This is a genomic window from Agrococcus jejuensis, assembly GCF_007679035.1.
GTDB classification, from domain to species: domain Bacteria; phylum Actinomycetota; class Actinomycetes; order Actinomycetales; family Microbacteriaceae; genus Agrococcus; species Agrococcus jejuensis_A.
The window spans coordinates 190,675-212,283 of the sequence record NZ_VEFR01000003.1 but is presented as its reverse complement, the minus strand read 5'-3'; the positions used below and the strand labels follow the sequence as shown (position 1 = coordinate 212,283).

The window sequence follows — 21,609 nt, the reverse complement described above, 5'->3', positions numbered from 1 at the left end:
AGTGACGCGTCCCGAGCGGTCAGTCCGTCGCGATTCGCACCTCGACGATGCAGGTCGCGGCACCCGTCAGCGCTCGCTCCAGGCCGGCGCGATCCTCGACGAGCACGTGCTGCCAGCCGTACGCGGCGGCGAGGGCGGCGAGGTCCACGTGCTGCGGGGTGCGCTGCACACGGGCGAAGTCGGCGGGGTCGGCGGACGCGGCGACCTCGAGATCGTCGAAGATCGTGCCGCCGCCGTCGTTGCCGACGACGAGCTGCAGGCGGGGACGCGGCTCGTCGGCGGGCAGGTGCAGGCCGCCGACGTCGTGCAGCAGCGTGAGGTCGCCCATGAGGGCGCGCGTCACGCCACGGCCGCCGGCACGGTCGTGCGCGAGCGCGACGCCGATGGCCGTCGACACCGTGCCGTCGATGCCCGCGAGCCCGCGGTTGGCGTGCACGATGAGCGGCTTGCCGCCGACGGTGCGGTCGAGTACGCGGATGAGGCGCGATGCGCCGAGCACGAGCCGATCGTGCGGCCACGTGTGCTCCCACACGGCCTTCGCGAGCATCGCGCGGGTGACGGGTCGGCGCGCATCCTCGAGCACGGCGCGCGCGTAGCGCTCGCGCGACAGCTCGGCGCCAGGGATGGCCTCGGCGCCGGCATCGAGGATGCGGCGCGATGCCTGCACCCAGCGGCCGACCCAGGCGCGCGCCCAGTCCCCCGGCGCGCTCTCGGCGACGAGGTCGCCCTCGACGACGGTGCCGCGCACGTTGTCGAGTCCGCGGCGTCCGGCGACGAGCACCTCGACGTCGTCGCGGCGGATGAGGCGGGTCACGGTGCGCGTGAGGGTCGGGTGGCCGACCACGACGACGCGGCGCACCTCGTCGGCGAGCTCGCTCGCCGCGACGTCGGGCACGACGAGGTTGGGGCCGAAGCGCGCGCTCGACGACGGTTCCGCGATGAGCGGTGCCCCGAGCGCGATCGCCAGCTCGGATGCCGCGGGGCCGGCGTCGGCGCCCGCCACCACGACGGTGCCGGGCTCGGGGGCGACGGCATGCGCCGCGCGGGGCACGGCGACGACGGGATCCACGGACGCGTGCGCGTGCACGACCCCGCCCGAGAGCGGATCGCGGAACCCCACGTCGAGCTGCACCGGACCGGGCTCCCGTGCGCCGTCCGCGCCGAGCGCCTCGGTGACCGCGCGCACGGCATCCGCCTCGGGCGTCGCATCCGCATCGGCGAGCGCCTCGATGACCGCGCGGGCCGCGTGGGCGTAGATGCCGGGCTGCGTCGTCGTCTGGTTCGAGCGGATGCCGAGCAGCTCGGGCGGACGATCGGCCGTGATGGCGATGATCGGCACGTCGGCGTGGTGCGCCTCGAGCATCGCGGGGTGCAGCTCGGCCACGGCGGTGCCGCTCGTCACGACGATCGCGACGGGCGAGCGCGTCTCGCGGGCGAGGCCCACGGCGAGGAATCCGGCGGATCGCTCGTCGATGCGCACGTGCAGCGTCAGCAGCGACTCGCGCGCGAGTCGGGCGGCGGCGAGCGCGAGCGCCTGCGAGCGCGAGCCCGGGCACACGACGACGTCGCGCACGCCCGCGTCGACGAGGGCGGCGAGCAGGCGGTCGGCGTAGGCGGCTGCCGCCGCGTCAGCCACGGCGCGAGTCGTCGTCGCGGTCGTCGGCGGGCAGCGTGTGGTCGGCGGTCTCGGTGCCGTCGTCGTCGGGGTCCTCGACCGGCTCCTCGGCGACGGGCTCGTCGCGCCGGGCCTGGTCGGCCTGCGCCTCGTCGTCGAGCGCGGCGAGCTGCTGCTCGAGCTCGGCGATGCGGCGATCCGACTCGTCGGCGCTCACCCACGTGCCCAGCTGCGTGCGGAACTCCTTCGAGTCCTCGGGTCCCTCGGGCGGCGCGGCCGACCGGGGCGCCTTGCCCCAGAACAGCCAGCCGAGGGGACCGACGACGGGCACGAGCACGATGAGCACCGCCCAGAGGACACGGTTGAGCCTGCGGATGCGTCGGTCGTCGGTGATCGTGAGGTCGACGATCGCGTACACCGCCATCGCGACGGCCAGGATGCCGCCGATGATGAGGTAGCGCGCCATGCCGCACACTGTACGCGCCGCGGCTATGCGGACGCGCGCGGTTCCGCCGCGCGCGTACGCTGAGAGCGTGCGTGCCATCGTCTCCTACGTCCTGCTGCGCGCCGCGCTGTTCGTCGCTCCGTTCGCGATCCTCGTCGCGGCGCAGGTCGAGTGGTACGTCGCGCTCGTGATCTCGCTGCTGTTCGCGTTCGCCGCGAGCGCCGTGTTCCTGCGCCGTCAGAAGGCCGCGGTGGGCGCCGAGATCGCCAGGATGCGCGGCGAGCGCGGCGAGCGGGACGACGAGGACGTCGAGGACGAGGCCGTCGACGCCGTGCGCGCGACCGAGACCGACGACGAGTCGATCGACGCCGGCGCGGACGACGCGGAGCGGGCCGACGCAGCGTCGCGCGACGCGGTGGACGGCACGGTCGCCACGACGACGACCGACCCCGACCTCGTCACCGACGACGACGCATCGGCCGCCGAGGGGGACGCGCGCACCGACCGCTGACGCGCGGCCCGCGCAGGGTCAGAACGCGAAGCCGGTGATGCCGCCCCACAGCGCCACGGCGATGCCGAGGCCGTAGAGCAGCGTCGTGAGCGACGTGAGGCCGAGCGCCGTCACGAAGTCGCGCGTCGTGCGACCCATCGCCACGATGACGATGGAGGGCACGGCCACGACGAGCACGAGCAGCACGAACGGACCGTATGCGAGCGCGAGCGAGTAGATGGCGAGGATGCCGAACGGCACGAGCATGAGGATGCCGTACAGCACCTTCGACGCGACGCGGCCGATGAGGGTCGGCACGGTGCGCTTGCCCGCGGCCCGGTCGGAGTCCAGGTCGCGCAGGTTGTTCACGAGCATGAGGGCGGCGGCGAAGCAGCCCATGGCCGCGCCGAGCACGAGGGAGTCCTCGGTCCACCGACCGAGCGTCGCGAACACCGTGCCGTTCACGGCGATCATGCCGAAGACGAGGAAGGCGACGAGCTCGCCGAGGCCGTAGTAGCCGTAGGGGCGCGGGCCGCCCGTGTAGAGCCACGCGAGCGCGACGCAGACGGCGCCGACGAGCAGCAGCCCCCACTGCTGCGATACGACGGCGAGCGCGACGCCGGCCGCGGCGCCGAGGCCCAGGAGCACGATCGCGACGGTGCGCACCTGCTTCGGGTCGACCGCGGTCGACGAGGTGATGCGGCGGGGTCCCTTGCGGTCGACGTCGGTGCCGCGGATGCCGTCGGAGTAGTCGTTGGCGACGTTGACGCCCATCTGCAGGAAGACCGCGACGGCGAGCGCGAGCAGCGCGATCCCGAGGTGGTATCCCTGCGCCGCGAAGGCTGCGCCGACGCCGACCGCCACGGGCGCGATCGCCATCGACATCGTGCGGGGCCGCGTCGCGGCGACCCAGTCGCCGAAGGTCGGCGGGCGCTTCGCGGCGCGCACCGTGGTGCCGCGCCTGGCGGGGTTGCCGGAGCGCGCGCGAGCGCGCTCGTCCTGCTTGCGTCCGCCGGGTGCTGCGCTCGTCTTCGCCACGCATCGAGCGTACCGGCGGCACCCGCGCGACCCATCCGTCGAACCTGCACGTGCCACGCATCTGAGGCGCACCCTGCACCCGAGGACCCTGTCACGTGCGGAATCGACGCGGTGCGCGATGCGCGCCCCGCCGCAGGATGGCCAGGAGGTCCTGCTCCACGGCGTCCCAGCCGTGCACGATCTGCGCGTACGTCAGCCGCACGACGACGTAGCCGGCAGCGACCAACGCGCGATCGCGGGCCCGGTCTGCGGCGTGCGCTCGCCAGTCGCCGTGATGCTCGGCACCGTCGCATTCGATGACGAGCAGCTCGCCCAGCACCATGTCGACGCGATGGCTCCCGATCCAGACCTGCGTGCGCACTCGCACCCGCAGCGCTCGCATCCGCAGGCGCACGATGCTCTCGAGCCCCGACTCCGCGGCGTCGACCCGATCGACGAGGGCCTGCACCCGCCGGGGCGCATCCCTCGCCCAGGCCCGCAGCTCGTCGATCGTCGCGATCCGCAGGTGCACGAGGGAGTCGGCGATGACCACGATCTCCTCGTCCGACGCGCATCGCAGCAGGCACCCGAAGGCGATGTCCGGACCGTCGACAGCGGTGCGGACGCCCGTCGGCCGACCGAACGGCCGGCATCCCGGTGCGTCCGGCGGCGCCAGGTCGCGGCTCCACCGCACGTGCGGCCGAGTCGTGAGGCGCTCGGGCACCCAGGCGCCGTGCAGGCGGAGCGCGCTCGCGCACGCGACGCAGCCGCCGGCCGAGACGGCGGCCACCACCTCGGGATGCGCCCCGTCGCGCGCGAGCCAGCCTCGGCGCAGCACCGTGACCATGCCCGCCTTCGCTGCTCGCGCGAGGTCGGTCCGCGACCAGCCGAGCCGGAGGAGCTGCGCCGCGGTGGCGACGCCGAAGCGGAGGTCGGCTGATGCATCCATGCGCGCAGGGTGCCCGTCGCATGCGGACCCATCACCGCAGTCAAGGCGTCCTGGGGATGGGCGCGTCGAATCCGCACCTGTCAGGGACCTGAGGTGCACGCTGCACCTGAGGTCGCGCTCAGGTGCGGATTCGCGAGCGCGGTCAGCGCGGCGGGCGGGGCGCCGACGGCGTCGAGCGCCACCAGGAGGTGCGGCGCTGGCGCATGCGGCTCGCGACGAGGCGGGAGAGGCGCTTGCGGTCGGGCTTGCCCGTGTGGGTCGTCGGGATGACCGACACCGTGACGACGTGGTTGGGGCGCGCGGGCTTGCCGAGCGCGTGCTGCACCGCCTGGCGGATCTCGGCGAGGTCGGGCCGCAACGTCGTCACGACGACGGGCACCTCGCCCCACTCGGCGTCGGGACCGGCGACGACGACCGCGTCGGGCGCGAAGACCTGCACGACGTGCTCGACGGCGGCGAGCGACACGTTGACGCCGCCCGACACGATGACGTCGTCGATGCGGCCCGACACCTGCAGCTGGCCGCCGATGAGCGAGCCGGCGTCGCCCGTGCGGAACCAGCGCGTGCCGCTGGCATCCTGCACGAAGCGCCGCGCCGTGAGCTCCGCGTCGGAGTAGCCGTCGGCGAGGTGCGGTCCCGAGATCTCGATCTGGTCGGTGAGCCGCACCTTCGTGAGCCCCAGCGGCCGGCCGTCCCACACGCAGCCGCCGCACGTCTCGGTCATGCCGTACGTGCGCGTGACCTTCCAGCCGAGCCGCGCCGCACGCTCGATGAGGCCGATCGGCGCGCGCTGGCCGCCCAGCAGGATGCGGTCGAGGCGGCGGATGGGCGCGGCGAACGAGCGGTCGAGCTGCGCGGCGTCGACGAGCCGAGCGAGCTGCGTCGGCACGAGCGACGTGTAGCGGCGGTCGTGCTCGAGCGACTCGACGGCCGTCACGAACGCCTCGGCCGTGAACGAGCCCTCGGTGCGCACGAGGGGCGCCCCCGACGGCGCGTTGCGCCACACGACGTTGCGGCCGGCGATGAACGAGTCGGGCAGCGACAGCACCCACTGTCCCGCGCCGCCGAGCGCCTCGTTGGCGGCGTCGGTCGACGCGGCGATCGCGGCATCCGACAGCAGCACCTGCTTGGGCACGCCCGACGTGCCGCTCGTCGCGACGATCTCGGGCATCAGCGTGCGCCCATCAGTACGCCCAGGGGAACGGCGACCAGTCGGGGTCGCGCTTCTCGAGGAAGGCGTCGCGGCCCTCGACGGCCTCGTCGGTGCCGTATGCGAGGCGCGTCGCCTCGCCGGCGAACAGCTGCTGTCCGACGAGCCCGTCGTCGACGGCGTTGAAGGCGTACTTCAGCATGCGGATGGCCGTAGGGCTCTTGCCGAGGATCTCGCGCGCCCACTCGATCGCGGTCGACTCGAGCTCGGCGTGCGGCACGGACGCGTTGATCGCGCCAGCGGCGAGCGCGCGGTCGGCGGAGTACTCGCGGGCGAGGAAGAACACCTCGCGGGCGAACTTCTGCCCCGTCTGGCGCGCCATGTAGGCCGAGCCGTAGCCCGCGTCGAACGAGCCGACGTCGGCGTCGGTCTGCTTGAAGCGCGCGTGCTCGGTGCTCGCGATCGTGAGGTCGCACACGACGTGCAGCGAATGGCCGCCGCCGGCCGCCCAGCCGGGCACGACGGCGATGACGACCTTCGGCATGAAGCGGATGAGGCGCTGCACCTCGAGGATGTGCAGCCGGCCCGCGCGGGCCGGATCGATCGACGCCGCCGAGTCGCCCTCGGCGTAGCGGTAGCCGTCGCGGCCGCGGATGCGCTGGTCGCCGCCGGAGCAGAACGCCCAGCCGCCGTCCTTGGGGCTCGGGCCGTTGCCCGTGAGCAGCACGACGCCGACCTTCGAGTCGAGGTGCGCGGCCGAGAGGGCGCGGTGCAGCTCGTCGACCGTCGAGGGCCGGAAGGCGTTGCGCACCTCGGGTCGGTCGAAGGCGATGCGGGCGATGCGGCCGTCGTGCGAGCGGTGCGAGGTGATGTCCGAGAAGCCCTCGGACTCGGGCGAGACGACCCACGCGCTCGGGTCGAAGAGCTCGGAGACGGTCACCCGCCCAGCCTACGCCGCAGGGGTGTCACGGCTCGCCGAGCGTCGGGCTCCGCCCGGCTCAGAACGACGGCACCGACGGCACGACCGTGTACGACTGCAGGTCCTCCTCGAACACGGCACGCACGTCGATGCCCCACTGGTCGGGCGCGCCGCCCACGCGGCGCACCAGCACGCCGAGCACCACCTCGAGGCTTCCGGACGACGTGGTGTAGCCATCGCCGAGCGCCTCGAAGCGCTCCCCTGGCCCGAGCGGCGCGACCTCGGGACATCCGGCTGCTGCGGTCTCGGCGCACGCCGTGACGTAGTCGAGGGCGGCGGTCCGCATCTCGTCGAGCATCGCGGGGTCCGGAGACGCTCCGCCGAACCACAGGAAGCCGTCGCCGAGCACCGCGAGCTCCGTGCCCTCGACGTCGAGTCGCGGGGACGTCGTCACCTCGAGGTCGTAGACGCCCGGGTACAGCCAGATCGGATCCTCGAGCAGGTCGACGCCGTCGGGGAGCGCCGCGCCCCCGATCGCGTCGACGCGAGCGAGCGTCACGAACAGCGGCGACGCGACGGCGAGCCCCGTCTCGATCCGCCACCCGCCGTCGCGAACGAGGCGCATGCGGATGGGCGCTCCAGCGCCGAACGTCGGCACCGAGACGCCGCACGAGACGGTCGCCACATCGCCGTCGACGTTCGGGTCGGCGCAGGTGAAGGCGGGAGCGGCGGTGCGGACGGCGTCGAGGAGGGAGTCCTCGGCGTACGCGGCATCGGGCGGTGCCATGCGCGACGCCGTCTCGAGATCGCCCGACTCGATCGCACTGACGTAGTCGGCGACGACCCGGTCGAGCTCTGCGAGCGAGCCCTCCTCCGCCTGCCGCTGGATCGCAGGCACGGCGACGAACGCGGCGGCGACGAGCGCTGCACCGGCGACGAACGTCACCACCGGGTTGCGGACGATGGCGAGGATGCGACGCCGGGCCGGCGACGCCACGGCCGAGGGCGCGCGAACGGGTGCGGATGCGAGCGTGGGTGGGACGTCGGCCGTCGCCTCCCCGCGCTCGTCGACGAGCGCCGCCCGCGCCGACGCCTCCCGCGCGTCGTCCTCGGCCTGCGCCCGCTGCCGCGCCAGCTCCTCCTCCGACGGCATCGCGAAGTCGGGCATCCCCTCCGTCATCCGTACATCTCCGTGACGCCCGTGACCTCGAGCTCGTACGACGACCAGGTCTCGTCGAAGCGCACGAGCACCTCGACGTTCGGTGCGGCGATCTCGCCGGAGCCGCCGATGCGCACCGGCATCGTGAGGGTCAGCTCGTCCTGCGCCCCTCCCATGCCTGAGATCGTCGCCGTGAGCTCGCGCCCGGCGGGTGGCGGCACGATCCCGCAAGCCGCTGCCGACTCCGCGTCGACCACGCACGACTCGGCGTAGTCGAGCGCCGCGGCCTCGACCTCGGCCACGACGACGTCGGCCGCCTGCGCCGAGACGTTGAGGAAACCGCCGGAGTCGCCGACGAGCAGCCCGCCGTAGTCGGTGAGTGCGATCAGGTCCGTCGTGCGCGTCTCGCTCTCGTAGCCGCCCGGCAGCAGCCAGTACTGCCCCAGGTCGTCGTCGAGCAGGCCCGCCATGGGCACTCCTGCGAGGGACACGACCTCGAAGAGCATGGGAGCGATGTAGGCGGGCTGCTCGAGTCCCGAGACGACGCGCCACGCACCGTCCGTGCGCTCGAGGCGCACGGGCAACGGCTGACCGCTCGATCCGTAGGTCTCGACGGACATCGTGCAGCGCGCCGTCGCGACGTCGACCTCGCGCCCGGGCTCCGGGCTCTCGCAGGACACCAGCGGCAGCGTCGTCGGTGCGACGCCCGCGTCGAGCAACGCCATCGACGCCGTCTGCTCGTCGGGTCGGTGCAGCGCGAGCACCGCCTCCACGTCGCCGGCGTTGATGGCGGCTTCGTACTCCTCGACGACGCGCTCCAGCTCGGCGAGCGTCCCTCGTTCGGTCCACGCCGTGATCGCCGGCGCGGCGAGGAATCCCGCTGCGACGACCGCGGCACCGGTGGCGAATGCCACGACCGGGTTGCGCACGATCGCGAGCGCGCGGCGGCGCACGGCCGAGGGCACGCGCACGGGCCTATCGGCACGGCGCGAGTGGATGCGGGTGGCCGCATCCGGCGGCGGCAGGATCGGTGCCGCCTGGGCGATCGGCTCGTCGTCGCCGTCGTGCTGCTCGAGCCGCCCCGCATCCGCGAGCGCCGTCTCGTCGATGGGCTCCTGCTCGAGTCCCAGCCGGTCGCGCAGCGCCGACGCCGGATCGGCGGCGCGGGCGTGCGCGATCGCCTCGGCGCGGCGCTCGGCGGCGAGGTCCTCCTCGGAGGGCATCGCGAAGTCGGGCATGCGGTCGCTCACGGCGCCGCCGCGGGGCTGGACGGCGTGACCGTGAGCGACTGCAGGTCGTCGGCGATGACGACGTCGAACTCGATGAGGCTGGCGGTGAGCGGCCCCATGGCCTCCGCGACGGCGCTCGGTGCCATCGTGGTGATGGTCGCCGTCATGGTGCCCGAGCGCGACTCGAGGTCGAGGTCCCACTGGAGGCTCGGCGACACGTCGGTCTCGGCTCCCAGCCCCGAGCACGCGTCGCCGCAGGCTGCCCGGTACTCGGCGACGAAGGCCTGCACGGCCGTGATGCCGACGCTCGAACCCTCCATCGTCGGCGACGTCAGCACGAACGCGTCCACGCGCTCCCCCGGCGTCACGACGAAGGGGTTGCTGCGCACGTCGACGACGCCGAGCGGCACCGGCTCGAGGCTGTAGCGGCCAGGCAGCAGCCATGCGCGACCATCGGCCGCCGCGTCGCCGAGCGCGAGCGCCAGCCCGTGCGGCACCTGGGCGATGCCGAGCAGCCCCTCGACGATGCGCCACTCCCCGCCGTGATGCAGGAGCTCGACGATGGACTCGCCGTCGTCGGGCCCGATCGTGTGGTGCACGCGCACGGCGGCGCGCTGGCCCTGGAGCGCGAGCAGCTCGACGTCATCGACGACGAACGCGGCTGCGGGCATGAGCGCGCCGTCGCGCAGCAGCGCATCCGACGCCTCGACCGCGTCGGGCGGCGACGCCGCGACGACCGCATCCACGTCGCCGTCCGCGACGTCGGCGGCGTAGCGCTCGACCACCCCGACGGCGTCGCGTGCGCGCTGCTGCTCGACGAGCGCGGGCACGCCCACGATCGCGAGGCCTGCGAGCAGCACCGCCGTGACGGCGATGCCGACGATGCGTCGTGCGCGCGGTCCGCGCGGCAGCCGCAGCCGCCAGCCGCGACGCTCGGATGCCACTGCGGGCATCTCGAAGTCGGGCATCGGCGCGGACATGCCGCGAGCATGCCAGACGTCCCCCGGTGGGTGCTGGACGATCGGCGCGACCGCTGCGAGCGGGCGCCGCGCGTCAGAAGATCGCGAGCGACCGCCAGAGGAACACGCTGGCGACGAGGAACAGGATGAGCGTCGCGCCACCGAGCGATGCGCCGAGCGCGCCGGTGCGGCGTCCCTCGGGCGTCGCGGCCGCGAGCAGTCCGCAGCCGACGCCCAGCACGCCGAGCACCGTCACGGTCACGAGCACCGCGACGACGCCGGGACGCTCGCCCGCGACGGGCGCGAAGAGATGCGTGAGCTGCTGCAGGAACGACACGACCTGCCCGACGACCCCGATGGGCACGAGCACGAGCGACAGGCGGCCGAGGCCGCGGGCACGTGCTCGGATGGCGTCTGCGAGCCTCACGCGCCGCTCAGCGCGAGGATCACGACGAGCGGGATGAGGGGGTTCGTGAGCACGAGCAGCGCGAGCGAGCCGATGCCGAGGATGGTGTTGAGACGCCCGCGTCGCACGATCGCGCTCACGGCGCAGCCGACCGTGCCGAGCGTGAGGATGCCCCAGAACGGCAGGCCCGCGAGGAACAGGTTCGCGAGCCCGGCGAAGAGCATGCCCATCGTCACGAGGAAGATGAGCCCGCCGAGCACCGCGAGGCCCGCGGCGACCCATCCGAAGACCGTGTTGCGCTTCGGCTGCTGCCCGGGCGCGAGTCGCGTCTCGGTGACCCAGGGCATCTCGGTCGTCGTCATGCGCACCAGCATGCCGTACGCGAGCACGCGCCGCCTGAGGCCGAGCCGCGAACCCGGTGCGCTCCGGCGGAGTCGGTGCTGGTGCGGTCGGAGGCGCGTCGGCCAGGATGGAGCCGATGCTCCCGCCCATCGACGCGCTGCTCGACGCGCTCCATGTCGTGCACCTGCCGCTCGCCACCCGCTTCCGCGGGGTCGAGCACCGCGAGGCAGCCCTCGTGCGGGGCCCGGAGGGCTGGGGCGAGTGGAGCCCCTTCCTCGAGTACGAGCCCGACGAGGCCTCGACCTGGCTCGCCGCCGCGATCGAGGACGCGTGGCTGCCCCGCCCGCCTGCGCTGCGCGACCGCATCCCGGTCAACGCGACCCTGCCGGCGGTCGCGCCCGCCGCCGTGGCGGGCGTGCTCGCCCGCTACGACGGCTGCCGCACCGTGAAGGTGAAGGTCGCCGAACGCGGGCAGAGGCTCGCCGACGACGTCGCGCGCGTGCGCGAGGTGCGCACGCTGCTGCCCGACGCCCGCATCCGCATCGACGCGAACGGGGGCTGGAACGTCGACGAGGCCGAGACCGCGATCCGCGCGCTCGAGCACCTCGACCTCGAGTACGCCGAGCAGCCGTGCGCGACCGTGCCCGAGCTCGCCGAGCTGCGGGCCCGCGTGCACCGCATCGGCGTGCCGATCGCGGCCGACGAGTCGGTGCGCAAGGCGTCCGACCCCCTGGCCGTCGTCGCCGCGAACGCGGCGGACGTGCTCGTCGTGAAGGCGCAGCCGCTCGGCGGCGTGCGTCGCGCGCTCGCGATCGTCGCCGAGGCGGGGCTGCCGGCCGTGGTGTCGAGCGCCCTCGACACGTCGGTGGGGCTGTCGCAGGGCGGGGCGCTCGCCGCGGCGCTGCCCGAGCTGCCGTACGACTGCGGCCTCGGCACGGGCGCGCTGCTCGAGCACGACGTCGCGGGGCCGCTGCTGCCCGTCGGCGGCAGCATCCCCGTGGGCCGCCTCGACGTCGACGAGCATCACCTGGCCTGGCACGCCGCATCCGCGGAGCGCACCGCGTGGTGGCGCCGCCGGCTCGAGGCCTCGTACGCCGTGCTCGCCGAGCAGGCCTGACGCGCGAACCAGCCTGACGCGCGAACGAGCCTGACGCGTCAGGCCGCCCGGATCACTCGGGCAGGCCCGAGTACGTGTGCAGGCCCTTGAAGTAGACGTTGACGATCGTGAAGTTGAAGAGGATCGCCGCGAAGCCGATCAGCTGCAGCCATGCGGATCGCGTGCCGCGCCAGCCGCGCGTCGCGCGGGCGTGGATGTAGCCGGCGTAGACGACCCAGATGACGAACGTCCACACCTCCTTGGTGTCCCAGCCCCAGTAGCGGCCCCACGCGTGCTCGGCCCAGACGGCGCCGGCGATGAGCGTGAAGGTCCAGAAGATGAAGCCCATGACCGACACGCGGTACGAGAGGTCCTCGAGCGCGCTCGCGCCCGGCAGCCGGTCGACGTAGGCGAGGCCCGACGCCCTCGAGCGGATGAGCTGCAGGATGCTGAGCCCCGAGCCGAGGGCGAAGAAGCCCGTGCCGAGCGCCGCGACGAAGACGTGGATGACGAGCCAGTACGACTGCAGCGCAGGCGGCAGCGGCGTGGGCGACACGTAGAAGTTCACGGTCGCGACGCCGAGGAACACCGTCGCGAGGCCCGTGATGTAGACGCCGAGGAAGCGCAGGTCGCGCCACAGCTGCGCGAACACGAAGATGCCGACGATGATCGCGATCGACGTGAGCGCGAACTCGTACATGTTGGCCCACGGCACGCGCCCGGCGGCGATGCCGCGCATGACGGTGCCCGCGACGTGCAGCACCCATGCGAGCACCGTGAGCGCGAAGCCCACCTTCGCGAGGTTGCGGCGAGGACCCCTCGTCGGCGTCTCGGTCGCGGTCGTGGTCGTGCCGCCGCCTGCGGCGACGAGCTCGCGCTCGCGCACCTCGGCGGGGTCGCGGCGGCGCGCGACGTCGAAGGCGAACGCGATGAACGCGATCGCGTAGACGGCCATCGACGAGTAGACGGCGAGCAGGGAGTACGAGTCCCACGAGACGTCGGGCATGAGCGAATCCTACTTCGGGTCGTCGTCGGCGGCGCGGCCGGGTTCGGTCGCGCGGCCCCATCGGTGCTTGGGAGGCAGGTCGTCTGCGTCGTCGCCGCGCAGCCTGCGTGCGAGGTCGTCGACGGCACCCTCGAGCCTCGGATCCTCGCCGCGTGCGAGACCGGCGAGCTCGAGGCCCTGCTCCGTGGCCTTCACCCACAGGCGGCGGCGCGGGATGAGCAGGCTCGCGAGCAGGCCCGCGACGAGCGCGATCGCGCCGCCGAGCACCCAGCCCTGCGTCACGTCGCGGTGCACGTCGATGACGGCGTAGCGGCGGATGCCCTCGAACGAGATCGTGCCGAGGCCGTCGGGCAGGTCGACCGTCTCGCCCGGCCCGATGAGCAGCGCGGGCTCGGCGGAGTCGCGGCCGGCGACCTGCTCCATGTCCTCGGTGTCGAGCTGGTACACGGACTGCGGCACGCCGTCGTCGAGGCCGAGGTCGCCCGTGTACACCTGCAGCGACAGCAGCGGGTTGAGCAGGTCGGGGTAGTACGACGCGTAGGCGCCCGTGTCGAGCTGCGCCGCCGACGGGTAGAAGAAGCCCTGCAGCCCCACCTGCTCGGCGAGCCCATCGGGCAGCTTGATGACCCCGAGGCTCGTCATCTCGTTGTCCTGCGCGAGGAACGGCACGATCTCGTCGAACACGACCGTGCCGTCGGCGTTCGTCACCGTGATCTGGGGCGCGTAGCCGTTGGAGATGAGGTAGAGGTCGCTGCCCTGCACGCGCAGCGGCTCGTTGATGCGGATCTGGCCGGGGTGCGTGTCGCCATCCTCGGTCACCTGCACGAAGGCCGTGAAGTCGAGGGGCTGCCCGATGGCATCGACGTTCTCGGTCTCGTAGACGACGTCGAGCTCGTCGAGGTGGATGCCGAACCCCGGCAGGTCGTCGGCCGACACCCACTGCCCGGTGTTCAGGGTGTCGAGGCTCGCACCCGAGAGCGAGAACCCCTCCCCCTCGACCACGAGCCGCTGCGACTGGAAGCCGAAGCCGCTGCCCGCGACGATCGCGACGACGATGACGACGATCGACGCGTGGAAGATCAGGTTGCCCGTCTCGCGCAGGTAGCCGCGCTCGGCCGACACGGAGTCGCCGTAGCGCTCGGTGCGGTAGCCGAGCCGCCTGAGCACGCCCTCGGCTCGGTCGACGTCGGAGGCGTCGCCCGGCACGGTCTGGAAGCCGACGAGGCGCGACAGCCGGGCGGGCGTCTTCGGCGGGCGCGCGCGCATCGCCGCCCAGTGGTGGCGCATGCGCGGGATGACGCAGCCGACGAGCGAGACGAGCAGCAGGATCGTGATGGCCGAGAACCAGGGGCTCGTGTAGACGTCGTGCAGCTGCAGCGCGTCGTAGAGCCACACGAGGTCGGGGTTCGCGTCGCGCACGGCGATGACGCCGTTCGGGTCGCTCGAGCGCTGCGGCACGAGGCTGCCCGGCACGGCGGCGAGGGCGAGCATGAGCAGCAGCACGATGGCCGTGCGCATGCTCGTGAGCTGACGCCACGCGAACCGCAGCCAGCCGACGGGGCCGAGGCGCGGGCCGCCGGCGGCCTCCGTCTGCGGGGTGCCGTCGACGTGGTCGGAGGGGCGCATCGGGTCGTGGCCCGCGTCGTCCCTCGCGACCTTGGCGGCCGCGGCAGCGTCGGCCTTCGCGGCCTTCGCCGAGTCAGAGGATCGTGACGACATTCCCCACCCATCCCTGGATCGCGTCGGACACCTGCATCCAGATGCCCGACAGCATGAGCACGCCGAGCACGATGAGCATGGCACCGCCGACGATGTTGATGGCGCGGATGTGCCGCTTCACGAACGCGACGCCGCGCGACGCCCATCCGAACCCCAGCGCGAGGAGGAGGAACGGGATGCCGAGTCCGAGCGAGTAGACGAGTCCGAGCAGCGCCGCCTGCCAGGCGGTGCCCGAGTCGAGCGCGAGCACGCTGATCGCCGCGAACGTCGGGCCGATGCAGGGGGTCCAGCCGACGGCGAAGACGATGCCGACGAGCGGCGCCGCCCACATGCCGCCCGCGCGCACCTGCCGTGGCTTCCACATGCGCTGCAGCACCGTGAGCTGGCCGATGAACACGAGCCCCATGACCACGAGCACGCCGCCGAGCACGCGCATGAGCACGTCGCGGTACCGGATGAGGAACTCGCTCGACGCGCCGACGACGAACGATCCGAGCACGAAGACGAGCGTGAATCCGGCGATGAAGAGCGCGACGCCGAGCAGCAGCCTGCGACGCGAGTCCTTGCCGCCGGCGAGCGACGAGACGAGCCCGAGGTAGCCGGGCACGAGCGGCAGCACGCACGGCGAGGCGAACGCGACGACGCCTGCGGCGAGGGCGATGGGCATCGCGAGCAGCAGCTGGCCCGCGTAGATCGGATCGGCCGGGTTCACGCCAGCTCGTCGTCGAGGATCGTCGAGAGGATGCTCGCCGCCTGCAGCGCACCCGTGACGCGAGCCGCGATCGTGCCGTCGGCGGCGATGACGAGCGTCGTCGGCACGGCCGTGGGCGTGATGGTGCCGGCCTCGACGAACGCGAGCTGCGCATCCCCGGTGTCGGCGTCGAGGATCGACTCGTACGGGATGCCGAACGTCTCGTCGAACGCGGTCGCCTGCGCCGCGCCGTCGCGCACGTTGACGCCGATGAAAGTGACCTCGCCGTCGTACTCCGTCGCGAGCTCGGCGAGGAACGGCGCCTCGACGCGGCAGGGCGGGCACGCGGCGTACCAGAAGTTCACCACCATGACCTCGCCCGCGTGATCGTCCGACGTCCACTCGTCGCCGTTCGACAGCGTGCCGCCGAACGACGGGGCCGCCTGCCGCTCGTCGGCCGGGAACTCCTGGATCGCACGGTTGCCGGAGACGTAGCCGGAGTCGCCCTCGTTCGCGATGCCGTCGTCGCTCGAGCAGCCGGCGAGCGCGACGATCGCGAGCGCCGCGGCAGCGGCGACCACCGATCGGACGGTCCTGGTCGTGCGGATCGCACCGCGCATCACACTGCTCCTAGGTCGACGGCGTCGATCGACGCCGCCGGGTCGTCGTAGCCCACCTCGACGAATCGGTCGCCGCGTCGCTCGAACGTCGTGATCGACGAGAGCGCGCAGCGACGCGCACGCGGGTCGTGCCAGAGGCGCTGGCCCGCGAGGTGCCGGTGGGTGATCCAGATGGGCGCCTGGTGGCTCACGAAGACGACGTCGCCCTCGTCGCCCGACTCGGCGAGCTCGTCGAGCGCATCCGTCATCGCCGCCTCGACGCGCGCGGCGATCGCCGCGTACGGCTCGCCCCACGTCGGCAGGAACGGGTTCCACACGAGGCGCAGCATCCTCGGGTCGCGCAGCGCGCGGATCGACGCGAGCGTCTTGCCCTCGAACGCGTTGACCGGCTCGATGATGCGGTGCTCGGTGCGCAGCTCGACGCCGGCACGCTCGACCCACGGTGCCGCCGACTGCTGCGCGCGCACGAGCGGGCTCGCGTAGACGCGCGCGACCGGGCGGTCGACGCTCTCGGCGGCCAGCGCCGCCATGCGCTGCCCACGCTCGGTGAGGGGATAGCCGGGGAGGCGCCCGTAGAGGATGCGCTCGGGGTTGTCGACCTCGCCGTGACGCACGAGATGCAGGCGGGCGGACATGGCCGTCATGGTACCGAGCGCGCCTATGCCTCCCGACCAGTGGCCTGCTGCTGCAGCGTCAGCCGAGCCCGCGCAGCGCGAGCGCCTCGCTGCGCCAGCGCGCGTGCTGCATCCACGGGTCGCGACCGTCGCCGATCGCAGCGAGATGGGCGGCGACCTCGTCGGTGATGCGGAACCACTCGGTGCGGCCGATGCGCGCCTCGGACAGCTCGGCGTGCCTGCGCTGCTCGAGCGAGCGGTCGCCGCGCTCGAGCGCGACGAGCTCCTCGTGCCAGATGGCGCCGAGCCGCTGCCGCAGGTTCGACGTCGTGCCGATCTTCACGCGGTCCTCGAACCGCAGGGCGTAGACGACGTCGACGCGCGGCGGAGGGAGATCGGCGTCGGGCACCTCGCCCACCCGCCACTCGCACGTCGCGCACACGGTGCCCGACGGCATCCGGATGCCGATGCGGCCGGCGCAGACGGGGCACGGATGCGGCAGCACGTCCTCGACGACCGCCGACTCCGCGGCGAGCGCGAGGTGGTGCGCGCACAGGGCGACGAGCGCGTCGGCCTGCGCGGCGTCGTCGCAGTCGGGCACGAGGCACGCGGATGCGGTCATGGCCCGACGGTAGACGGCACCCCCGACGCTGCGGTGGGCAGGATGTGACGCTGAGCGGCGCCTCGAGGGCGATCTTCCCTCGGCGCACCGGTCAGCGTCACGGCGCGGCGGCGGCGCTGCCGCTGCGGCGTCACCAGGATCACCGGCGTGGAGCTGCCATGGACGTCACGACGCCGCCGGACGGTGGGACCTGCCTCTGACCAGCGCGAGGCGCAGCCCTTCCGGGGGTCGTCGCCGCGTGCCACGCTGGATGCATGGGATCCCCGCTGCACCCCGTGCTGCCCGACTCGCACGCCGACCTGCTCGCCGACGCGCACTACGCCCACATGGCGACCGTGCGCCCCGACGGCGCCCCGCAGTCGAGCGTCATGTGGTTCGACTGGGACGGCCGCGTCATCCGCATCACCCACACGCGCTCGCGGCAGAAGTTCCGCAACCTCGAGCACGAGGGCCGCGTGTCGTTCTCGATCCACGACCCGGCGTCGCCGCTGCGCGCGCTCGAGGTGCGCGGACGCGTCGTCGACGTGACCGACGACGACGACGTCGCCTCGTTCTACAAGGGCCTGCAGCACCGCTACGGGATGGACTACCCCATCGACGACGCCGCCGAGCGCGTCGTCATCGCCATCGAGCCGACGAAGTTCGTCGCGGTCGGCGGCGGGCAGATCGTCGCGACGAGCTCGGCGGGCTGACCGCCGTGGTCGCCGAGCGCGAGACGCCGCCCGGCATCTCGCGCGAGCGCGCGCTCGAGATCGTGCGGCTGCTGCTCGACGCGCTCGAGGCGCAGTCGGGCGCGCGATACGCGATCTTCGACGGCGAGCGCGGCGTCGCCGGCATCCGCGATCACGGCGACGTGTGGATCGTCGCGTGGAACGCCGCGGCCTTCGTCGCGACCGGCGACCGCGACCGCATGCTCATCGGCAGCGGCCCCTACCTCGTCGCGAAGGACGGCGGTGCGGTCGCGATGCTGCCCTCGGCGTTCCCCGTCGACGAGGGCATCGCGCGCTGGCGTGCCGCGCACGGCCGCTGACGCCTACGCGAGGCGATCGAGCTCGCGGATGGCGTCGCGGGCGCGGGCGAGACGCTCGGTCTCGGGCTCGTCCCACCAGCGCGGGCCGCGCTCGCCGAGGCCGTGCTTCGCGGCGTCGACCCGGCGTCGCGCCGCGGCGATCGCGCGGTCGTCGCCCGCCGCCTTGCCCGCGCGCACCGCCGAGCGCGCCCGGCCGAGGTGCGACCGCAGCGCCTCCTGCACGTCGTCGGGCAGCGACGGATCGGTGCGGCGCCACCGCCGACCGTCGATCACGAGCCAGCGCTCGGCGTCGATCGCGTCGGCATCCGCAGCCGCTCCGGCATCCGCATCGGTCATCGCGCCAGCATGCGCGTCCGCGGTCTCGTCGCGCGAGGGGTGGACGGCGGGCGCGAATCGCGCACGCGCACGCCCGTAGGCTGTACGGGTGACTGCACGCACCCTCATCGCCGACCTCGCCGCCCACGACGCCGGACCCGTCAAGGTCCAGGGATGGGTCGAGACGGTGCGCGATCAGAAGCGCGTGCAGTTCGTCATCCTGCGCGACGAGTCGGGCTCGGCTCAGCTCGTGAACCCCGTGAACGACGACACCGCCGACACGGCCGCGTCGATCTCGGCCCTCATGCACGGCTCGTTCGTCACCGTCGAGGGCGAGCTGAAGCACGACGAGCGCGTGAAGCTCGGCGGCCTCGAGGTGAAGGTCGCGTCGCTCGTCGTCGAGACGACCGCGCTCGACTCGCCCATCGACGCCGAGACGGGCATCGACAAGCGCCTCGACCACCGCATGCTCGACCTGCGCCGCCCCGAGGCGCAGCTCGTCTTCCGCGTGCAGACGGCCATCGAGCACGCGTTCCGCACGCGCTGGATCGACGAGGACTTCATCGAGATCCACACGCCGAAGCTCATGGCCTCGGCCTCCGAGTCGCGCGCCGAGCTCTTCGAGGTGCCCTACTTCGAGACGACCGCGTACCTCGCGCAGAGCCCGCAGTTCTTCAAGCAGATGGCGCAGGGCGCCGGCTTCGGCAAGATCTTCGAGATCGCGCCGGCCTTCCGCGCCGACCCGTCGTTCACCTCCCGCCACGCGACCGAGTTCACCTCGGTCGACGCCGAGCTGTCGTGGATCGACAGCCACGAGGACGTCATGGCGCACCACGAGGCGCTGCTGACCGACGCGATCACGGCCGTCGTGGAGCGCTACGGCGACCAGGTGCGCGACGCCTTCGGCATCGAGCTGCAGGTGCCGACGCTGCCGTTCCCGCGCATCACGCACGCCGAGGCGAAGCAGATCGTCGAGGCTCGCGGCCACACGATCGAGCGCGCCGACGGCGACCTCGACCCCGAGGCCGAGCGCCAGGTCAGCGCCCACGTCGCCGAGACGATGGGCCACGACTTCGTGTTCGTCACCGACTACCCCGACACGGTGCGGCCGTTCTACCACATGCGTCACGGCGAGGGCCTGACGCGCTCGTACGACCTGCTCTACAAGGGCACCGAGATCGCGACGGGCGCGCAGCGCGAGCACCGCGTCGAGGTGCTCGAGGACCAGGCGCGGTCGAAGGGCATGGACCCCGAGGAGCTCAGCAGCTACCTCGACTTCTTCCGCTACGGCGTGCCCCCGCACGGTGGCTTCGGCATGGGCCTCGCCCGCGTCGTCATGCTCATGCTCGGCCTGCCGTCGATCCGCGAGACGACCTACCTGTTCCGCGGCCCGACGCGCCTCGAGCCCTGACGCACGAGCGGCGGATGCGATGACCACCCCCGAGCAGCACGACCGATACGAGGTGGCGCCCGGCGCCCTCGGCGGCCCCGAGCCCCAGTCGTACCCGATGCCCGTCACGGGCGCGCTCGCCTGGTGGATCGGCTTCGTCTACCTCGTGCCCGTGCCGATCGTGTCGCAGATCGTGTCGTGGGTCGCGCCCGTCGTGACGCACCTGCGGCTGCGCCCCGCCGGCGGGTTCGCGGCCGAGGTGTCGCGGCAGGCGGCGAACTGGCAGCTGACGTTCGCGACGCTGACGATCGGCGGGGCGCTGGTGCTCGTGCTGCCCGCGGCCCTGATCAGCGCCCTCTCGCACGATCACGAGGGCGTCGCCGTGATGATCGGCCTGGGCGTGTGGTTCACGGTCGTCGTCGTCGCGGGCATCGCGACGATCGTGCACATGGTGCTCGGCGGCACGAAGGCCGGCCGCGGCGAGGTGCACCGGCCGTGGGGCTCGATCCCCTTCTTCAAGCCCGTCGCGTGACCGCGGCTCGCGCCGCGCGGCGCGATCTGCGCGGATCCACGGTCTGGATGCGCTGACGGGCGCGAGCGCCGTCCCGCTGCGCGCTCGTTCGCGTCGGCGTCAGCCGAGCGCGCGGGCGATGCGGTCGCGCAGGCGGTCGGCGTCGACGCGCCACGACGCGTGCGGGCGGCCGTCGACGAGCACGACGGGGACGTCCTCGCTCCAGCGCTCGGCGAGCGCCGCGTCCTGCGTCATGTCGAGCTCCACGACCGTCGCACGGCCCGGGAACTCGCCCACGACGGCCTCGACGATGGGGCGGGCCACGTCGCACAGGTGGCAGCCGGGCTTCGCGACGAACGTGACCTCGACCATGCCTCCAGCGTAGGCGGCAGCCGCCGCCGAGATCGCTCCCGGGAACGACGAAGCGCCCGACACCGTGGTGTCGAGCGCTGAGTCGAAGCAGTCGCCTACTTGCGGTTGCGACGCTGGTGACGCGTCTTGCGCAGCAGCTTGCGGTGCTTCTTCTTGGCCATGCGCTTGCGGCGCTTCTTGACGACCGAACCCATTTCGATCCTCGCTTTCCGATGTCGTGACGTCTCTGCCGACCGCGGAGCGCGCCGGAGAACACTGCCGACCAGCCTATCGCACCAGCGGATGTCCGACGGATGCGGTCGCCTGCGGCTGCGAGCGACGACCTCAGTCGCGGCGGCGCAGACGGTCGCGCGCCTGCTCGATCGCGCGCGAGGCGCCACCGCGGCGCTCGTCGATGCGCTCCTGCAGCTCGTCGAGCCACGTCTGCAGCTCGGCGGCCTTCTGGCGCGCCTCGTGCGCGGCGTCCGCCACGCGGCGACCGAGGGACTCGCCCACGGGCGCCGGGTTCTCGACCATGTGGTTGGCGCGCTCGAGCGCCTGCTCGGCAGCGGTGCGCGCCTGCTCGGCGGCCGACTTGAACGACACGTTCGCCCCGGCCCACGCGGCGAAGGCCGCAGCGCCCAGGCCGCCCTCGTGACCCTGGTCGTCGCCCGCGAACACGAACGGCATGAGCCAGTCGTCGACCTCGTCGAGCGGCGCCGGATCGATGCGGTAGTAGCGGTGCTGGCCCTCCTCGCGCACCTCGACGAGCCCGACGTCGCGCAGCGTCTTCAGGTGCTTCGACACGGTCGGCTGGGCGACGCCGAGCGCCTCGACGATCTCGCTGACGCTCGCCTCGCCGGTCGTCGCGCGACGGTCGAGGAGCACGCCGAGGATCTCGCGTCTCGTGGCGTCCGCGATCACGCTGAAGATGTCGGCCATGGCGACATATTGCCAGCGCGGA

27 protein-coding genes are annotated in these 21,609 nt (G+C 73.2%); 6 read left to right on the top strand and 21 right to left on the bottom strand.

Annotated elements, in window-relative coordinates; genetic code table 11:
* Positions 1–19: 19 nt before the first annotated feature.
* Both menD and FS793_RS11520 read right to left on the bottom strand, forming a co-directional pair.
* Positions 20–1,636, bottom strand: coding sequence for a 2-succinyl-5-enolpyruvyl-6-hydroxy-3-cyclohexene-1-carboxylic-acid synthase (gene menD / locus FS793_RS11525; protein ID WP_144720654.1), 1,617 nt, complete (start codon positions 1,634–1,636; stop codon positions 20–22).
* On the bottom strand, positions 1,629–2,081 hold the full coding sequence (locus tag FS793_RS11520) for a PLD nuclease N-terminal domain-containing protein (protein ID WP_186329475.1): 453 nt from the start codon (positions 2,079–2,081) through the stop codon (positions 1,629–1,631). Before FS793_RS11520 ends, menD begins: the two co-directional genes overlap by 8 nt.
* A gap of 67 nt (positions 2,082–2,148) precedes the next feature.
* Between FS793_RS11520 and FS793_RS11515 the strand changes: the two genes are divergently transcribed.
* Positions 2,149–2,571 (top strand): DUF4229 domain-containing protein, encoded by a 423-nt coding sequence (locus FS793_RS11515; protein WP_186329474.1) that lies wholly within the window; start codon positions 2,149–2,151, stop codon positions 2,569–2,571.
* A gap of 18 nt (positions 2,572–2,589) precedes the next feature.
* Here the strand turns inward: FS793_RS11515 and FS793_RS11510 are convergent, their stop codons facing one another.
* The 9 genes from FS793_RS11510 to FS793_RS11470 form a co-directional block, all read right to left on the bottom strand.
* Entirely contained in the window at positions 2,590–3,588 is a 999-nt protein-coding gene (locus FS793_RS11510) for a 1,4-dihydroxy-2-naphthoate polyprenyltransferase (protein WP_260980132.1), read from the bottom strand.
* 91 nt (positions 3,589–3,679) lie between these two features.
* Positions 3,680–4,516, bottom strand: coding sequence for a type IV toxin-antitoxin system AbiEi family antitoxin domain-containing protein (locus FS793_RS11505; RefSeq protein ID WP_144720651.1), 837 nt, complete (start codon positions 4,514–4,516; stop codon positions 3,680–3,682).
* A 142-nt stretch (positions 4,517–4,658) separates the two neighbouring features.
* Positions 4,659–5,687 (bottom strand): AMP-binding protein, encoded by a 1,029-nt coding sequence (locus tag FS793_RS11500; RefSeq protein ID WP_144720650.1) that lies wholly within the window; start codon positions 5,685–5,687, stop codon positions 4,659–4,661.
* A 13-nt stretch (positions 5,688–5,700) separates the two neighbouring features.
* Entirely contained in the window at positions 5,701–6,606 is a 906-nt protein-coding gene (locus FS793_RS11495; RefSeq protein WP_144720649.1) for a 1,4-dihydroxy-2-naphthoyl-CoA synthase, read from the bottom strand.
* 58 nt (positions 6,607–6,664) lie between these two features.
* Positions 6,665–7,753 carry a hypothetical protein gene (locus FS793_RS11490; RefSeq protein WP_144720648.1) on the bottom strand — a complete coding sequence of 363 codons (1,089 nt, stop codon included), beginning with the start codon at positions 7,751–7,753 and terminating at the stop codon, positions 6,665–6,667.
* Positions 7,754–7,761: 8 nt separating this feature from the next.
* Positions 7,762–8,994 (bottom strand): hypothetical protein, encoded by a 1,233-nt coding sequence (locus FS793_RS11485; RefSeq protein WP_144720647.1) that lies wholly within the window; start codon positions 8,992–8,994, stop codon positions 7,762–7,764.
* On the bottom strand, positions 8,991–9,953 hold the full coding sequence (locus FS793_RS16265; RefSeq protein ID WP_186329473.1) for a hypothetical protein: 963 nt from the start codon (positions 9,951–9,953) through the stop codon (positions 8,991–8,993). The genes FS793_RS11485 and FS793_RS16265 overlap by 4 nt, the downstream gene beginning before the upstream one ends.
* 73 nt (positions 9,954–10,026) lie before the next feature.
* Complete coding sequence (locus tag FS793_RS11475; RefSeq protein ID WP_144720646.1) at positions 10,027–10,359, bottom strand: hypothetical protein; 333 nt, start codon at positions 10,357–10,359, stop codon at positions 10,027–10,029.
* On the bottom strand, positions 10,356–10,700 hold the full coding sequence (locus FS793_RS11470; RefSeq protein ID WP_144720645.1) for a hypothetical protein: 345 nt from the start codon (positions 10,698–10,700) through the stop codon (positions 10,356–10,358). The genes FS793_RS11475 and FS793_RS11470 overlap by 4 nt, the downstream gene beginning before the upstream one ends.
* A 116-nt stretch (positions 10,701–10,816) precedes the next feature.
* On the opposite strand from FS793_RS11470, the gene FS793_RS11465 reads away from it, so the two are divergent.
* The gene (locus FS793_RS11465; RefSeq protein ID WP_144720644.1) at positions 10,817–11,797 is read left to right on the top strand and encodes an o-succinylbenzoate synthase; all 981 of its coding nucleotides are present in this window, start codon (positions 10,817–10,819) and stop codon (positions 11,795–11,797) included.
* Between the two features lie 52 nt (positions 11,798–11,849).
* On the opposite strand, the gene ccsB is transcribed toward FS793_RS11465, so the two are convergent.
* From ccsB to FS793_RS11435, 6 genes are read right to left on the bottom strand one after another with little or no spacing between them, the layout of a single operon-like run.
* Positions 11,850–12,782: a c-type cytochrome biogenesis protein CcsB gene (ccsB, locus tag FS793_RS11460; RefSeq protein ID WP_144720643.1), complete on the bottom strand. Its 933-nt coding sequence runs from the start codon at positions 12,780–12,782 to the stop codon at positions 11,850–11,852.
* Between the two features lie 9 nt (positions 12,783–12,791).
* Positions 12,792–14,501 (bottom strand): cytochrome c biogenesis protein ResB, encoded by a 1,710-nt coding sequence (gene resB / locus FS793_RS11455; RefSeq protein ID WP_260980131.1) that lies wholly within the window; start codon positions 14,499–14,501, stop codon positions 12,792–12,794.
* Entirely contained in the window at positions 14,482–15,213 is a 732-nt protein-coding gene (locus FS793_RS11450) for a cytochrome c biogenesis CcdA family protein (protein WP_440130461.1), read from the bottom strand. Before FS793_RS11450 ends, resB begins: the two co-directional genes overlap by 20 nt.
* Positions 15,210–15,812 (bottom strand): TlpA family protein disulfide reductase, encoded by a 603-nt coding sequence (locus FS793_RS11445; protein WP_144720642.1) that lies wholly within the window; start codon positions 15,810–15,812, stop codon positions 15,210–15,212. The genes FS793_RS11450 and FS793_RS11445 overlap by 4 nt, the downstream gene beginning before the upstream one ends.
* The gene (locus tag FS793_RS11440) at positions 15,812–16,447 is read right to left on the bottom strand and encodes a histidine phosphatase family protein (protein WP_186329472.1); all 636 of its coding nucleotides are present in this window, start codon (positions 16,445–16,447) and stop codon (positions 15,812–15,814) included. Before FS793_RS11440 ends, FS793_RS11445 begins: the two co-directional genes overlap by 1 nt.
* Positions 16,448–16,505: 58 nt before the next feature.
* A complete protein-coding gene (locus tag FS793_RS11435; RefSeq protein ID WP_144720640.1) occupies positions 16,506–17,048 on the bottom strand; it encodes a GIY-YIG nuclease family protein in 543 nt (180 codons plus the stop codon).
* Between the two features lie 254 nt (positions 17,049–17,302).
* On the opposite strand from FS793_RS11435, the gene FS793_RS11430 reads away from it, so the two are divergent.
* Together FS793_RS11430 and FS793_RS11425 are read left to right on the top strand one after the other, a co-directional pair.
* Complete coding sequence (locus FS793_RS11430; protein ID WP_144720639.1) at positions 17,303–17,740, top strand: PPOX class F420-dependent oxidoreductase; 438 nt, start codon at positions 17,303–17,305, stop codon at positions 17,738–17,740.
* A gap of 5 nt (positions 17,741–17,745) precedes the next feature.
* The gene (locus tag FS793_RS11425) at positions 17,746–18,078 is read left to right on the top strand and encodes a YrhB domain-containing protein (protein WP_186329471.1); all 333 of its coding nucleotides are present in this window, start codon (positions 17,746–17,748) and stop codon (positions 18,076–18,078) included.
* A 3-nt stretch (positions 18,079–18,081) separates the two neighbouring features.
* Here FS793_RS11425 and FS793_RS11420 read toward each other — a convergent pair whose 3' ends face one another.
* Complete coding sequence (locus FS793_RS11420) at positions 18,082–18,414, bottom strand: biopolymer transporter Tol (protein WP_144720638.1); 333 nt, start codon at positions 18,412–18,414, stop codon at positions 18,082–18,084.
* A gap of 88 nt (positions 18,415–18,502) precedes the next feature.
* Here FS793_RS11420 and aspS point away from each other — a divergent pair, with 88 nt between their 5' ends.
* Together aspS and FS793_RS11410 are read left to right on the top strand one after the other, a co-directional pair.
* Positions 18,503–19,804, top strand: a complete 1,302-nt coding sequence (aspS, locus tag FS793_RS11415) for an aspartate--tRNA(Asn) ligase (protein WP_144720637.1) — start codon at positions 18,503–18,505, stop codon at positions 19,802–19,804.
* A 19-nt stretch (positions 19,805–19,823) separates the two neighbouring features.
* Positions 19,824–20,315, top strand: a complete 492-nt coding sequence (locus FS793_RS11410; protein WP_144720636.1) for a DUF4870 domain-containing protein — start codon at positions 19,824–19,826, stop codon at positions 20,313–20,315.
* A 99-nt stretch (positions 20,316–20,414) separates the two neighbouring features.
* On the opposite strand, the gene FS793_RS11405 is transcribed toward FS793_RS11410, so the two are convergent.
* The 3 genes from FS793_RS11405 to FS793_RS16850 form a co-directional block, all read right to left on the bottom strand.
* Positions 20,415–20,666, bottom strand: a complete 252-nt coding sequence (locus FS793_RS11405) for a glutaredoxin family protein (protein ID WP_144720635.1) — start codon at positions 20,664–20,666, stop codon at positions 20,415–20,417.
* Positions 20,667–20,761: 95 nt separating this feature from the next.
* Positions 20,762–20,860: a 30S ribosomal protein bS22 gene (locus tag FS793_RS11400; RefSeq protein ID WP_021011861.1), complete on the bottom strand. Its 99-nt coding sequence runs from the start codon at positions 20,858–20,860 to the stop codon at positions 20,762–20,764.
* A gap of 130 nt (positions 20,861–20,990) precedes the next feature.
* A complete protein-coding gene (locus FS793_RS16850) occupies positions 20,991–21,587 on the bottom strand; it encodes a metalloregulator ArsR/SmtB family transcription factor (RefSeq protein ID WP_222123745.1) in 597 nt (198 codons plus the stop codon).
* Positions 21,588–21,609: the final 22 nt, after the last annotated feature.

Excerpts from the sequence above, each read along its gene's own strand:
- FS793_RS11405 (WP_144720635.1), bottom strand. The coding sequence starts at position 20,666 with ATGGTCGAGGTCACGTTCGTCGCGAAGCCCGGCTGCCACCTGTGCGAC.
- FS793_RS11505 (WP_144720651.1), bottom strand. The coding sequence starts at position 4,516 with ATGGATGCATCAGCCGACCTCCGCTTCGGCGTCGCCACCGCGGCGCAG.
- FS793_RS11435 (WP_144720640.1), bottom strand. The coding sequence starts at position 17,048 with ATGACCGCATCCGCGTGCCTCGTGCCCGACTGCGACGACGCCGCGCAG.
- FS793_RS11490 (WP_144720648.1), bottom strand. The coding sequence starts at position 7,753 with ATGCCCGACTTCGCGATGCCGTCGGAGGAGGAGCTGGCGCGGCAGCGG.
- FS793_RS11420 (WP_144720638.1), bottom strand. The coding sequence starts at position 18,414 with ATGACCGATGCGGATGCCGGAGCGGCTGCGGATGCCGACGCGATCGAC.
- FS793_RS11400 (WP_021011861.1), bottom strand. The coding sequence starts at position 20,860 with ATGGGTTCGGTCGTCAAGAAGCGCCGCAAGCGCATGGCCAAGAAGAAG.
- FS793_RS11430 (WP_144720639.1), top strand. The coding sequence starts at position 17,303 with ATGGGATCCCCGCTGCACCCCGTGCTGCCCGACTCGCACGCCGACCTG.
- FS793_RS11445 (WP_144720642.1), bottom strand. The coding sequence starts at position 15,812 with ATGCGCGGTGCGATCCGCACGACCAGGACCGTCCGATCGGTGGTCGCC.
- ccsB (WP_144720643.1), bottom strand. The coding sequence starts at position 12,782 with ATGCCCGACGTCTCGTGGGACTCGTACTCCCTGCTCGCCGTCTACTCG.
- FS793_RS11410 (WP_144720636.1), top strand. The coding sequence starts at position 19,824 with ATGACCACCCCCGAGCAGCACGACCGATACGAGGTGGCGCCCGGCGCC.
- FS793_RS11465 (WP_144720644.1), top strand. The coding sequence starts at position 10,817 with ATGCTCCCGCCCATCGACGCGCTGCTCGACGCGCTCCATGTCGTGCAC.
- FS793_RS11500 (WP_144720650.1), bottom strand. The coding sequence starts at position 5,687 with ATGCCCGAGATCGTCGCGACGAGCGGCACGTCGGGCGTGCCCAAGCAG.
- FS793_RS16850 (WP_222123745.1), bottom strand. The coding sequence starts at position 21,587 with ATGGCCGACATCTTCAGCGTGATCGCGGACGCCACGAGACGCGAGATC.
- FS793_RS16265 (WP_186329473.1), bottom strand. The coding sequence starts at position 9,953 with ATGTCCGCGCCGATGCCCGACTTCGAGATGCCCGCAGTGGCATCCGAG.
- FS793_RS11520 (WP_186329475.1), bottom strand. The coding sequence starts at position 2,081 with ATGGCGCGCTACCTCATCATCGGCGGCATCCTGGCCGTCGCGATGGCG.
- FS793_RS11470 (WP_144720645.1), bottom strand. The coding sequence starts at position 10,700 with ATGACGACGACCGAGATGCCCTGGGTCACCGAGACGCGACTCGCGCCC.
- resB (WP_260980131.1), bottom strand. The coding sequence starts at position 14,501 with ATGTCGTCACGATCCTCTGACTCGGCGAAGGCCGCGAAGGCCGACGCT.
- FS793_RS11440 (WP_186329472.1), bottom strand. The coding sequence starts at position 16,447 with ATGTCCGCCCGCCTGCATCTCGTGCGTCACGGCGAGGTCGACAACCCC.